Below are 11589 nucleotides of genomic sequence, written 5' to 3' on the forward strand. Positions count from 1 at the left end.
GCTTGCGCGAGGTCGCATCGCGGCAGAAAGATTTTTCCAGCGCTTGTCGAAATCCGGCAGGGCCGCGCGACATAAGTCCGGCTCGCAACGATGCGGCCTTCGAGAAACGGGAGAAGACCATGCGATACATGCTTTTGATCTATGGAAACGAAGCGGGGATGGCAGCCGCGCCAGCAGATGCGGTGACACAGATGTCGAGCGCGTACGTCGCCTACACCGAAGCGTTGAAGAAATCCGGCGCCTGGCTCGCCGGCGACCGGCTGAAGCCGACGCAATCCGCTACCTCGGTGCGGATGGCCAATGGCAAGACCAACGTGCTCGACGGCCCCTATGCCGACACCAAGGAGCAGCTTGCCGGCTTCTATATGATCGAAGCGGAGGACGTCGACGCCGCCATTGCCTGGGCGGCGCGCTGCCCGGGCGCCAGCACCGGCACGGTAGAGGTGCGGCCGATCTGGGAACTCACCATGTGATGCCGGAATTGCCCGATACTGCGCGGGCGGCGGCGGAAGCGGCCGCCCGGCAAAGCTACGGCAAGCTGGTCGCCTATCTCGCCGCACGCACGCGCGACGTGGCCGCTGCCGAGGACGCATTGGCCGATGCCTTTGCAGCGGCGCTCGAGCGTTGGCCACAGGCGGGCGTGCCCGACAAGCCGGAAGCCTGGCTGCTGGCGGTGGCACGCAAGCGCCGCGTCGACGCGGTCAGACGGCGGCTGACACGCGAGGCGGGCCGCGACCACCTGAGACTGATCGCCGAGGAGATGGAGGCGCGCATGGCCGAGGAAGACCTGCCGGACGAGCGGCTCAGGCTCATGTTTGCCTGCGCCCATCCCGCGATTGAGGCCGGCGTGCGAGCACCGCTGATCCTGCAGACGGTCCTGGGCTTCGACGCAGCGACCATCGCCTCGGCTTTTCTTGTCTCGCCAGCCACGATGAGCCAGCGGCTGGTGCGCGCCAAGACGCGAATTCGCGAGACAGGCATTCCGTTCCGCGTGCCGGAGCGGGCCGAGCTCGGCGAGCGGCTGGGCACCGTTCTGGAAGCGATCTACGCGGCGTTTGCCGAAGGTTGGTCCGACCCGGCCGGCACCGAAACGCGGCGCCGCAATCTCGCGACCGAAGGCATCTGGCTCGGCCGTCTGATCGCCTCGCTGATGCCGGATGAGCCGGAAGCACTCGGCCTGCTGGCGCTGATGCTGTTCGCCGAGGCGCGGCGTGCAGCCCGGCGCAATGCGGCGGGTGACTATGTGCCGCTGGCCGAGCAGGATCTTGCATTGTGGGACGACACCCTGATCGATGAAGCGGAGGCGCTGCTCGGGCGCGCGGCCGCCGAGGGTGTTGTCGGCCGCTACCAGCTCGAGGCCGCCGTGCAATCCGCCCATACGACACGGCGGCTGACCGGTTGTACCGACTGGGTCGCGATCAAGGAGCTCTACGACGCGCTGTCGGTGATTGCCGGCTCGCCGGTGGTGTCGATCAACCGTGCGGTGGCGATTGCCGAGGCCGAAGGTGCTTCAGCAGGATTGGGCGCGCTTGATCAACTCAGCGGCGACAAGCGGCTGTATGACTATCAACCTTACTGGGCCGCCCGCGCGGGCCTGCTGGCCAGACTCGGCAAAGTTCCGCAAGCGAGCGAGGCCTATGACCGGGCTATCGGCCTCGAACGCGATCCGGCCGTGCGCCGGTTCCTGCAGGAACGACGGGCATGGCTCGGCCACGCGGAAAGACACTGAGACAAGGCGGAGTGCTTAGGCCGGCCACATGTCGTGGGAAGCATTTAGCCTCTTTATCACTCGATGTTCCCGCAAATTGGCCCACAGGCGTTCGATATTCGGCCAAGCGGTTGGAACCTTCGCGACCTCCGGATGCCAGGCCACCAACATGACGAGATAGATGTCGGCCAGCGAGAGCCGGTCGCCGGCCAGCCAGTCATGGCCTGCGAGGGCGGCATCGAGAATGGCGAAGCTGCGATCCATTTCCGAGACCGCCGCCCGTTTGACAGCGTCCACGCCGCGGGGATCGGTCGTGTAGCGATGAGCGTAGAAGAACCGCAGGTCAGCCGAATAGATGACGGAGGACATGAAAAACATCCAGCGCAGGAAGTCGGCACGGTCAGCCGAACTTGCTGCGGGCGCCAGTCCTGCTTCCGGGTGGCGCTCGGCCAGCAGGATGCAGATCGCCGCCGATTCGGTCATCGAGCGTCCGTCCGGCAAGATCAGGACCGGCACCTGGTTCAAGGGGCTGATATCTAAAAAGGCCTGGTCGGGTCGGCCCTTCGGAACGTCGATCTGGTCGAAAGGCACGCCCGCCAAAGCGAGCGCCGCCTCGATGACAAAGCCGCCGGTATTGGCACGCGTATAGAGCTTGTACATGAAGTCCTCCACCTGCCGGGCAGCGACGATTTGATACGGAAGGGACCCGCCGCTCAAGCGAACGACGCCCGCCACAGGTGGTTTTTCAGCGGTCCACGCCGACGCGTGATACAGAGTATTTGATGTCGGAGGGCATCGCGAAGGATCGCTACTGACCGGTCAAAAACGCTCGTGTCTAAGCGCCCAATCCCTCGAACAGGATCGTCGAGAGATAGCGCTCGGCGAAAGAGGGGATGACGACGACGAGGTTCTTGCCCTTGTTCTCGGCCCGCGAGCCGACGACGATCGCCGCTTGCAGGGCGGCACCCGACGAGATGCCGACCGGCACACCTTCGAGCCGAGCGACGAGCCGTGCATTGGCAACCGAATCCTCGTTCGAGACCTTGACGATCTCGTCATAGATCGTCGTGTCGAGGATTTTTGGCGCGAAGCCGGCGCCAATGCCCTGGATCTTGTGCGGGCCTGGCTGGCCGCCCGACAGCACCGGCGAGGCTTCCGGTTCGACGGCGACGACATGCACCGAGGGCTTACGCTTCTTCAGCACCTGGCCGACGCCGGTGATGGTGCCGCCGGTCCCGATGCCGGCAACGAAGATATCGACTTCGCCATGGGTGTCGTTCCAGATTTCCTCGGCCGTGGTGCGGCGATGGATTTCCGGATTGGCCGGGTTTTCGAATTGCTGCGGAATGACAGCGTCGGGCAGCGTTGCCGCCAGCTCGTCCGCCTTGGCGATGGCGCCCTTCATGCCTTTCGGCCCTTCGGTCAGCACCAGTTCGGCACCGAGCAGAGCCAGCATCTTGCGGCGTTCGACGGACATGGTTTCCGGCATGGTCAGGATCAGCTTGTAGCCCTTGGCAGCGGCGGCAAAGGCGAGCGCGATGCCGGTATTGCCCGAGGTCGGCTCGATCAGGGTGGTCTTGCCGGGCGTAATCCTGCCCGAAGCCTCCAATGCCTCGATCATCGACACGCCGATGCGGTCCTTGACCGAGGCGATCGGGTTGAAGAATTCGAGCTTGGCCAGCAGATTGGCGACGACACCCTTCTCCCTGGCGAATTTATCAAGCCGCACCAGCGGCGTGTCGCCGATCGTCTCGGTGATCGAATTGTAGATGCGGCCGCGGCCGGGCACGTGTGCGGGGGTGGCGGGCTTGTTCATTGATTTCCTCCCAGAGGTCAAGCGGCAAGAGTCGGGCGGGGCCTAGGATAGAGCCATCCGCCGCGCAAGATAGGCTGTCGATCGAAAAATATCCGAGTGAAGTTCGTGCTGAGTACCCCCGCCCTTGCAAGGCGTGGCAATCCTTGGGCGGATTGGCGAAGGAGATCTATTGGCGGGCGGCAATTGCCGCCGCCGCACCGACCATGAAGCCCGCGGCGGTGCGGTTGAGTACCCTCAGCGCCCGCGGCGACTTCAGGAACCAGCGCGCCTTGGCCGCCAGCGCCAGATAGGGCACCAGCACCACGAGCAGGACGACGATGGTGAGCGCGACGAGGATGCCGTAATCGGCCAGCGTGATCGTCTTCAGATCGACGATGGTCGGGGTGATGGCAAGATAGAAGATCATCGTCTTCGGATTGCCGAGCGTGACGGCAAGGCCGGCTATAAAGCTGGATGCCAAGCCGCCCTTGCCTTTCTTCACCTCCACCGTCTCCGGCGTGATGCCGCTCGTCCAGAAACGCCAGCCAAGAAAGGCGAGGTAGGCGACGCCCAGCCATTTGATGGCCAGGAAGACCATGCCGAAAGTTTGTGCGACGAAAGCCAGGCCGAGCACCACGGCAGTGAGATAGGTCAGGTCGCCGAGCATCAGCCCGAACGACATGGCCAGCGACGAGCGGAAGCCGGAACCCAGCGCACGCGCAACGAGCGCGGTGACGCCGGGGCCGGGGATGGCTGCGGCGATGCCGAGGGCGGCACTATAGGCGAGAAACCCGGTGAGTGTCATGATTCGCGCTTGTCGCACAATGTTGAAGTTGGGTGAATTCCCTCGGCCCGGATTCGATTGCGCCAGCGCAGCAGGCGACACCGCCGTTCAGGAGCGGCCGTCTTCGTAGGTAACGCGCCAGATGGTGCCATTACCGTCCTCGGTGACGATCAGCGAGCCGTCCTTGGCCATCGCGACACCGACCGGGCGGCCCCAGACGGCGTCGTTCGAGATGACGAAGCCGGTCATGAAGTCCTCATATTCGCCGGTCGGCTTGCCATCCCTGAATTTGAGTCTCACCACCTTGTAGCCGGTCCTGGCGCCACGGTTCCACGAACCATGCATGGCGACGAAGGCGTCACCCTGATAATCCGCCGGGAAGTTCTTGCCGTCGTAGAAGGCTATATTCATCGGCGCCGAATGCGCCTGCATCAATACATCGGGGACAGTGGCCTTGCCGGCGAGGTCTGGCCGCTCGCCCTGATGGCGCGGATCCTCGTTATTGCCAATGTAGTACCAAGGCCAACCATAGAATCCGCCGTGCTTGACCGCTGTTGCAAATTCGAACGGCACATTGTCGCCGAGTTCGTCGCGCTCATTGACGACGCACCACAATGCGCCGGTGGCGGGCTGCACGGTCATGCCCGTACAGTTGCGCAGGCCGGTGGCGACAGTTCGGGGATTTTTCCCATCCGGGTCAAAGGCGAGCACATCGGCACGGCCGTCCTCGGAGCCCCAGGCCGCCCCGAGCGGCTTTGATTTGGTCCAGGCGTCGAGGCCGCTATCCGGCTCCTTGCCTATATCCTCGGCGACGTTCGAGGCGGAGCCAACCGACAAATAAAGCGTTTTGCCGTCCTGCGAGAAGGCGATGTCGCGGGTCGTGTGACCACCCGACGGGATTTGGGCGACAATGGTTTCTGGTTTGCCGGATGTCTTCAGGTCGCCATCGCGATAGGGGAAGCGGACGATGCTGTCGCTGTTGGCGACATAAACCCATTGCGGTTTGTCTCCTGGCGGATAGAAGGCGATGCCGTAGGGATAATTGAGCCCCTTGGCGAAGATCGCTTTCTCGATGGGCTTGGCGCTGCCCTCGGCGAGACGATAGACGCGTATTTGGTCGGCATGGCTGTTGGCAACAAACAGGTCGCCATTCGGAGCGACGCGCACGACACGTGGATTGACGATGCCGGATGCGATCATTTCAGCCGAAAAGCCCGACGGCAATTCTGGCTTGGCGCTTTCGGGCCGTTCCGCCACGCCGGCGCCGTTCGAAGCGGATTGGGCGGGGTCGGCTGCCGGCATGTCTCGCGGCCCAATCAGGCGTCGGACGCCAGGCCTGTCGGCGTGCCAATCGCCAAACGCGACTTCGCCTTTGAGCACATTCTGGTCCGCCTGCTGGGCGGCTGCCGGTGTCGCAACAAGGAGGGCAGCGGCAACGGCCGCAAAGCCGCCAGATCGGATCATCAACGTCCTCCGGGATTCGCCTCGAACAGGGCAAACGGCATCAAGTATTGATCGTTCCAAGCGGCCGTCCAGCACACGAGGATTTGAAGCCGAACCCGTTCAGTTGCCCGAGGCGTAAAAGTCGTCGTCGAGGCGCTTTTCCAGCGCGACCAGATCGGCCGGCAGCGGCAAACCCATCGCCCGCATCTCTTGCAGCTTCTCGCGCAACTGCTCTTGCACCTCGTGCTGATCCTCTGGCTGGTTGATCATTTCTTCGAGCAGCAGACTGATCTGGGCCTTGAACGATTCCAGCGCCATTCTTTTCTCCTCCTTGCGGCAGGCCCGCGGCGGCTCCTAGCTCAGCATGCGCGAAATCAGCTGCGCGGTATAGTCGACCATCGGTACTATGCGCGCATAATTCAGCCGCGTCGGCCCGATGACGCCGAGCGCACCGACGACGCGCGCGTCCTTGTCGCGATAGGGTGCCACCACCAGCGAGGAGCCAGACAGCGAAAACAGCTTGTTTTCCGAACCGATGAATATGCGCACGCCTGGGCCTGCCTCGGCGAGGTCGAGAAGCTGGATCAGCCCATCCTGCGTCTCCAGATCCTCAAACAGATGCCGCAGCAATTCTATGTCGGCCTGGGCAGTGACGTTTTCCAGGAGATTGGCGCGGCCGCGCACGATAAGCCGCCCAGGCACGCCGCTTTCAGCGCCTGCCCAGACCGCCAGGCCCTTCTCGACCAGATCCTGCGACAGCGTGTCGAGGGCTGCCCTGGTCTCTTCCTTGATGCGGGCGATCTCGACCCGCGCCTCGGCCAGGGTGCGACCGCGGATATGGGCGTTGAGGAAGTTGGAGGCTTCGTGCAATTGCGAGATGGTGATGCCGGCGGGCAGATCGATGACGCGATTTTCGACGTCGCCGCTCTGCGAGACCAGCACGGCCAGCGCCTTGGTCGGCTCTAGCTGGATGAATTCGATGTGCTTAAGCGCCACCTCATTCTTGGCGGCGAGCACGAGGCCGGCGCCGCGCGACATGCCGGACAGCATCTGGCTGGCCTCGGTCAGCATATGCTCCAGCGTCGCGCCCGAGCCGGAGGCGCGCACCTGGGCCTCGATGGTGCGGCGCTCCTCGTCGGAGAGGTCACCAAGTTCCATGAAAGCATCGACGAAGAAGCGCAGGCCTGCCTGGGTCGGCAGCCGGCCAGCCGAAATGTGCGGCGCATAGATCAGGCCGAGATGCTCAAGGTCGCTCATCACGTTGCGGATGGTGGCCGGCGACAGCGACGACGGCAGGATGCGCGACAGGCTGCGCGAACCGACCGGCTCGCCATCCCTCAAATAGGAATCGACGATGCGCCGGAAGATGTCGCGCGAACGCATGTCGAGCGATTGAAGCGCGGGCGATTGCAGCGCGTGCGACGGGAGCACGTGCGACTGCAAACCGGGATCGACTGCCTTTGTCATTTCGAGCCAAAAACCTCCGCCCCGAAGATATAGACTTCCGCGGTGTCGGCGCAACCGGTCCATTTTCCTTTGCGCCTCACGCCCCGTGCGGCTACAAGCCGGCCAAGATTCCCCGGCCAAGATTCCGAAGAAAGAAAGAAGCCTGAATGCGCCCTTCCAAACGCCAATTCGACGAAATGCGCCCCATCTCCTTCGAGCGCGGCGTCTCCAAGCATGCGGAAGGCTCGTGCCTGGTGAAGTTCGGCGACACGCATGTGCTGTGTACGGCCAGCCTGGAGGAAAAGGTGCCGGGCTGGATGCGCAACTCCGGCAAGGGCTGGGTGACGGCGGAATACGGCATGCTGCCGCGTTCGACCGGCGAGCGCATGCGCCGCGAGGCTTCGGCCGGCAAACAAGGCGGCCGCACGCTGGAAATCCAGCGGCTGATCGGCCGCTCCCTGCGCGCCGTGGTCGATCTGCAGGCGCTCGGCGAGCAGCAGATCACCGTCGACTGCGACGTGATCCAGGCCGACGGCGGCACGCGCACCGCTTCGATCACCGGCGGCTGGGTGGCGCTCTACGACTGCCTGCGCTGGATGGAAACCCGCCAGATGGCGAGCCTGGGCAAGGTGCTGAAGGATCACGTTGCGGCGATCTCCTGCGGCATCCATGATGGCCAGCCGGTCATCGACCTCGACTATATCGAGGATTCCTCGGCCGGCACCGACGCCAATTTCGTCATGACCGGCAAGGGCGGCATCGTCGAGATCCAAGGCACGGCCGAGGGCGAGCCGTTCTCGGAAGAGCAGTTCGCGGCGCTGATGGGGCTCGCCAAGAAAGGTATTCAGCGCCTGGTCAGCTTGCAGCAAATGGCGGTGGCTTAGCTGCGGTCAATATTGATGAGATTGGCGATCCTGTGACCCCTTCTGCAATCCTGGAATCAGCACTCTACGTGACGGACCTTGCTGCCGCGGAACGGTTCTATTCGGGCGTGCTCGGGCTCGATCTGCTCGGCAAGGTCGATGGCAGGCATCTCTTCTTCCGCTGCGGCGACAGCGTGCTGCTTATGTTCAATGCCGAGGCGACCAAAGTGCCGCCGCCGGCCGACGCCAAGCTCAAAGTACCGCCGCATGGCGCGGTCGGCCAGGGCCATCTTTGCTTCGCCGCAAGCGCGGATGAAATCCCACGCTGGAAAGCGCATCTTGAGGCGAAGAAAATTGCCATCGAAAGCGAGTTCGAATGGCCGCAGGGCGGCCGCTCGATCTATATTCGCGACCCGTCGGGCAATTCGATCGAATTCGCCGAGCCAAGAATCTGGGGCATCTGATGCATTCGCCAACTGTCCATTCGCTTGACGGGCATAAGATCGTCGTCGCCAGCCATAATGCCGGTAAATTGCGGGAATTCGCCGATCTGATGGCGCCATTCGGCATAGAAGCGAAGTCCGCAAAGGAATACGGCTTGCCGGAGCCGGACGAGACCGGCACCACTTTCGAGCAGAACGCCCTCATAAAAGCCTTGGCCGCCGCCAAGGCCACTGGACTGCCGGCGCTGTCGGACGATTCCGGCCTGTGTGTCGATGCGCTCGACGGCGCACCCGGCGTCTACACCGCCAACTGGGCTGAGACGCCGGACGGCTCCCGCGACTTCGGCATGGCCATGCAGCGCACGGAAGTGGCCTTGCAAGAAGTTGGCGCGATCACGCCTGCCCAGCGCAAGGGCCGCTTTGTCGCGGTCATCTGCCTGGCCTTTCCCGATGGCCAGGCGGAATATTTTCGCGGTGAGGTCGAGGGCACGCTGGTATGGCCACCGCGCGGCGAGCTCGGCTTCGGCTACGATCCGGTGTTCTTGCCCAACGGGTTCGAAAAGACCTTCGGCGAGATGAGCGCGAAGGAAAAGCATGGCTGGAAGCCCGGCCAGCCAACCACATTGTCGCACCGTGCCCGCGCCTTCCAGAAATTCGCGCAAGCCCGATTGGCCGGCGTATGACCATGCTGCTCGACCGCAGGCCTGGTTTCGGCGTCTACGTCCACTGGCCGTTCTGCGCGGCCAAATGCCCGTATTGCGACTTCAACAGCCATGTCCGCCACCAGCCGGTCGACCAGGAGCGTTTTGCCCGCGCCTTCGAGACCGAGCTGGCGACGATGCGCGGCCGCACCGGACCGCGCGAGGTGACCAGCATCTTTCTTGGCGGCGGCACGCCATCGCTGATGAAGCCGCAGACCGTGGCGGCGGTGCTGGATGCAGTGGCGAAGAACTGGACGGTGCCTGATGGCATCGAGGTGACGCTGGAGGCCAATCCTTCCTCGGTCGAGGCCGAGCGCTTTCGCGGCTATCGCGCGGCCGGCGTCAACCGGGTATCGCTTGGCGTGCAGGCGCTGCACGACAAGGATCTGCGCTTCCTCGGCCGTTTGCACAATGTCGATGAGGCCCTGCATGCGATCGGCCTGGCGCGCGAGATATTCCCACGGCTGTCGTTCGACCTGATCTACGCGCGGCCGGGCCAGACGCTTAAAGCGTGGCAGACGGAGCTCGAGCAGGCGATCGGCCACGCCGCAGACCATCTGTCGCTCTATCAGCTGACCATCGAGGAAGGCACGCCGTTCCATGCACTGCATGCGGCAAGGAAATTCATCATTCCAGACAATGAGCTTGCCGCCGATCTCTACGCGTTGACACAGGAGATCACCACCGCGCGCGGACTGCCGGCCTACGAGATTTCCAACCACGCCAGGCCCGGCGCCGAAAGCCGGCACAATCTCACCTATTGGCGTTATGGCGAATATGTCGGCGTCGGTCCCGGCGCGCATGGCCGGTTCGTCGAAAATGGCCGCCGCGTGGTGACGATCGCCGAGAAAATGCCGGAGACCTGGGCCAATCTGGTCGAGGCCAAGGGTCATGGCGTTACCGGCGGCGAGGTCCTGACGCGGTCGGAAGAGGCCGACGAGTTCCTGCTGATGGGGCTGAGGCTGGCGGAAGGCATCGACCTTTCCCGCTACGAGGCATTTTCAGGGCGCGGCCTGTCGACGGCACGGCTGTCGGTGCTGCAGGACGAAGGCCTGGTGGCGCCGATCGGCAATGCCCGCCTGCGCGCCACGCCGGCCGGCATGATCGTGCTCGATGCGGTCGTGGCGGATTTGGCCAGATAGCACGTTGAAGAACGTTCTCTTCATCTGCAGCCAGAATCGCTTGCGCAGCCCGACGGCGGAGCAGGTGTTTTCCAAGCGGCGGGACATCGAGGTCGCTTCGGCCGGCACTAATCACGATGCCGACATACCGTTGACGCATGAACTCGTCGCCTGGGCCGACATCATCTTCGTGATGGAAAAAACGCACCGCGCCAAACTGCAGCAGAAATTCAAGACAAGCCTGAAAAAGGCTCGAGTAATCTGCCTCGATATTCCCGACGACTATGCATTCATGGACCCGGCTCTGGTGGGCCTGCTGGAGGCGCGTGTCTCGAAGTATCTGGGTTGAATGATACATCGCGGAGCATTCGCAACCGCGCTTCGAGAACTGTCTCGACCGATCGCTAAGGTTTGCGGGGTCAAGCCTCGCGCTTGTGGCGGTGTTTGGCGCGATCTTTTTCGCTGGTCTCTCCGGAACGGGCCGGCTTGATCTCGCTTTTGTCGCGTGAGGCATGGTGCTGGTCGTCTGTGGAATGTGACGCTGCGCCATCGCGGGCGCTTTTTGTTTCGAGGCGGGTGATGAAAATGTCGAAGCGATTGGGCATCGTCCGGTCAGTGCTCCATCGTGCGGTCGGTTTCGTTTGCGGGCTTGCTCTCTGCCGATCGCTGGCGTGCAAGCGGCTTCTTGGCTCTGCCATCTGCGGCTTCGGCAGGCAGGCTCTTGTCGCATGGCGCGGCGAAGCGTTTGCGGCCGGCATAGTAGGGTTCGAAAACGTCCTGTATCGTCAGGCTGTTCATCCTGCTCCTCCCGAGATCAGGGGTAAAATTCGCCGGCAACGGTTTCGTTCCCTACTGTGGCGAAGGCATGGCGGCCGGTTCACGTCGGCATCCCTTTTGGAACCAGGGCCTTTGCAACCCAGGCTTTTGCAACCAAGCGTGAGCCGTGCCAAACAGGGTCGAACGGAGTTGTGCAGGTGACCGGCGAATCGGCCAAACGCAGTTATGTGGTCGGGCAGACCGAAATCGCCGCCCGGCCGCTCGAGCCGGCGCTCTACCTGGTGGCGACGCCTATCGGCAATCTCGCCGACATCACGCTGCGCGCGCTGGAAACGCTCGCCGCCGCCGATATCGTCGCTTGCGAGGACACACGTGTCAGCCGCGTGCTGCTCGACCGCTACGGCATCCGCCGCCGCACCACCGCCTACCACGAGCACAATGCCGGCGAGGCCGGACCGAAGCTGATCGCGGCGCTGCTGGCCGGCCAAAGGGTAGCGCTGATCTCTGA

General features: G+C 63.5%; 15 protein-coding genes. 8 read left to right on the forward strand and 7 right to left on the reverse strand.

The genetic code is table 11. The features are described from left to right. Positions 1-119: 119 nt before the first annotated feature. Together NKI54_RS30390 and NKI54_RS30395 are read left to right on the forward strand one after the other, a co-directional pair. The gene (locus NKI54_RS30390) at positions 120-473 is read left to right on the forward strand and encodes a YciI family protein (RefSeq protein ID WP_023718846.1); all 354 of its coding nucleotides are present in this window, start codon (positions 120-122) and stop codon (positions 471-473) included. Continuing rightward, positions 473-1729, forward strand: a complete 1257-nt coding sequence (locus tag NKI54_RS30395; RefSeq protein WP_352591729.1) for an RNA polymerase sigma factor — start codon at positions 473-475, stop codon at positions 1727-1729. Before NKI54_RS30390 ends, NKI54_RS30395 begins: the two co-directional genes overlap by 1 nt. Before the next feature lie 15 nt (positions 1730-1744). Here the strand turns inward: NKI54_RS30395 and NKI54_RS30400 are convergent, their stop codons facing one another. The 6 genes from NKI54_RS30400 to hrcA form a co-directional block, all read right to left on the reverse strand. After that, a complete protein-coding gene (locus tag NKI54_RS30400; RefSeq protein WP_352575452.1) occupies positions 1745-2368 on the reverse strand; it encodes a glutathione S-transferase family protein in 624 nt (207 codons plus the stop codon). A 175-nt stretch (positions 2369-2543) separates the two neighbouring features. Next, the gene (gene cysK, locus NKI54_RS30405) at positions 2544-3524 is read right to left on the reverse strand and encodes a cysteine synthase A (RefSeq protein ID WP_023678986.1); all 981 of its coding nucleotides are present in this window, start codon (positions 3522-3524) and stop codon (positions 2544-2546) included. Between the two features lie 166 nt (positions 3525-3690). Further along, entirely contained in the window at positions 3691-4308 is a 618-nt protein-coding gene (locus NKI54_RS30410) for a LysE family translocator (RefSeq protein WP_352693339.1), read from the reverse strand. Between the two features lie 87 nt (positions 4309-4395). After that, positions 4396-5751 carry a PQQ-dependent sugar dehydrogenase gene (locus tag NKI54_RS30415; protein WP_352636219.1) on the reverse strand — a complete coding sequence of 452 codons (1356 nt, stop codon included), beginning with the start codon at positions 5749-5751 and terminating at the stop codon, positions 4396-4398. A gap of 99 nt (positions 5752-5850) precedes the next feature. After that, positions 5851-6048: a hypothetical protein gene (locus NKI54_RS30420; protein WP_023678983.1), complete on the reverse strand. Its 198-nt coding sequence runs from the start codon at positions 6046-6048 to the stop codon at positions 5851-5853. Positions 6049-6084: 36 nt separating this feature from the next. Beyond that, entirely contained in the window at positions 6085-7197 is a 1113-nt protein-coding gene (gene hrcA, locus NKI54_RS30425) for a heat-inducible transcriptional repressor HrcA (RefSeq protein WP_502898278.1), read from the reverse strand. A 146-nt stretch (positions 7198-7343) separates the two neighbouring features. Here hrcA and rph point away from each other — a divergent pair, with 146 nt between their 5' ends. The 5 genes from rph to NKI54_RS30450 are packed head-to-tail and all read left to right on the forward strand — an operon-like array spanning position 7344 to position 10653. Then, a complete protein-coding gene (gene rph / locus NKI54_RS30430) occupies positions 7344-8060 on the forward strand; it encodes a ribonuclease PH (RefSeq protein WP_023678981.1) in 717 nt (238 codons plus the stop codon). A 32-nt stretch (positions 8061-8092) separates the two neighbouring features. Then, positions 8093-8503, forward strand: coding sequence for a VOC family protein (locus tag NKI54_RS30435; protein WP_023678980.1), 411 nt, complete (start codon positions 8093-8095; stop codon positions 8501-8503). Next, positions 8503-9165 carry an RdgB/HAM1 family non-canonical purine NTP pyrophosphatase gene (gene rdgB, locus NKI54_RS30440; protein WP_023678979.1) on the forward strand — a complete coding sequence of 221 codons (663 nt, stop codon included), beginning with the start codon at positions 8503-8505 and terminating at the stop codon, positions 9163-9165. Before NKI54_RS30435 ends, rdgB begins: the two co-directional genes overlap by 1 nt. Continuing rightward, positions 9162-10325 (forward strand): radical SAM family heme chaperone HemW, encoded by a 1164-nt coding sequence (gene hemW / locus NKI54_RS30445; protein WP_352575340.1) that lies wholly within the window; start codon positions 9162-9164, stop codon positions 10323-10325. The genes rdgB and hemW overlap by 4 nt, the downstream gene beginning before the upstream one ends. Before the next feature lie 4 nt (positions 10326-10329). After that, entirely contained in the window at positions 10330-10653 is a 324-nt protein-coding gene (locus NKI54_RS30450) for a low molecular weight protein tyrosine phosphatase family protein (RefSeq protein WP_023678977.1), read from the forward strand. A gap of 263 nt (positions 10654-10916) precedes the next feature. On the opposite strand, the gene NKI54_RS30455 is transcribed toward NKI54_RS30450, so the two are convergent. Further along, entirely contained in the window at positions 10917-11102 is a 186-nt protein-coding gene (locus NKI54_RS30455; RefSeq protein WP_023678975.1) for a hypothetical protein, read from the reverse strand. A gap of 176 nt (positions 11103-11278) precedes the next feature. On the opposite strand from NKI54_RS30455, the gene NKI54_RS30460 reads away from it, so the two are divergent. After that, the coding region (locus NKI54_RS30460; protein WP_352693342.1) for an SAM-dependent methyltransferase at positions 11279-11589 on the forward strand (311 nt) is incomplete at its 3' end.

This window comes from Mesorhizobium sp. M0663 (genome assembly GCF_040320585.1).
Lineage (GTDB): Bacteria > Pseudomonadota > Alphaproteobacteria > Rhizobiales > Rhizobiaceae > Mesorhizobium.

What these genes read in the sequence shown, in the direction of transcription:
- rdgB (WP_023678979.1), top strand. Translation starts at nt 8,503, where the DNA reads ATGCATTCGCCAACTGTCCATTCGCTTGACGGGCATAAGATCGTCGTC.
- NKI54_RS30420 (WP_023678983.1), bottom strand. Translation starts at nt 6,048, where the DNA reads ATGGCGCTGGAATCGTTCAAGGCCCAGATCAGTCTGCTGCTCGAAGAA.
- cysK (WP_023678986.1), bottom strand. Translation starts at nt 3,524, where the DNA reads ATGAACAAGCCCGCCACCCCCGCACACGTGCCCGGCCGCGGCCGCATC.
- NKI54_RS30390 (WP_023718846.1), top strand. Translation starts at nt 120, where the DNA reads ATGCGATACATGCTTTTGATCTATGGAAACGAAGCGGGGATGGCAGCC.
- rph (WP_023678981.1), top strand. Translation starts at nt 7,344, where the DNA reads ATGCGCCCTTCCAAACGCCAATTCGACGAAATGCGCCCCATCTCCTTC.
- NKI54_RS30400 (WP_352575452.1), bottom strand. Translation starts at nt 2,368, where the DNA reads ATGTACAAGCTCTATACGCGTGCCAATACCGGCGGCTTTGTCATCGAG.
- NKI54_RS30395 (WP_352591729.1), top strand. Translation starts at nt 473, where the DNA reads ATGCCGGAATTGCCCGATACTGCGCGGGCGGCGGCGGAAGCGGCCGCC.
- NKI54_RS30410 (WP_352693339.1), bottom strand. Translation starts at nt 4,308, where the DNA reads ATGACACTCACCGGGTTTCTCGCCTATAGTGCCGCCCTCGGCATCGCC.
- hrcA (WP_502898278.1), bottom strand. Translation starts at nt 7,197, where the DNA reads ATGACAAAGGCAGTCGATCCCGGTTTGCAGTCGCACGTGCTCCCGTCG.
- NKI54_RS30455 (WP_023678975.1), bottom strand. Translation starts at nt 11,102, where the DNA reads ATGAACAGCCTGACGATACAGGACGTTTTCGAACCCTACTATGCCGGC.
- NKI54_RS30415 (WP_352636219.1), bottom strand. Translation starts at nt 5,751, where the DNA reads ATGATCCGATCTGGCGGCTTTGCGGCCGTTGCCGCTGCCCTCCTTGTT.
- hemW (WP_352575340.1), top strand. Translation starts at nt 9,162, where the DNA reads ATGACCATGCTGCTCGACCGCAGGCCTGGTTTCGGCGTCTACGTCCAC.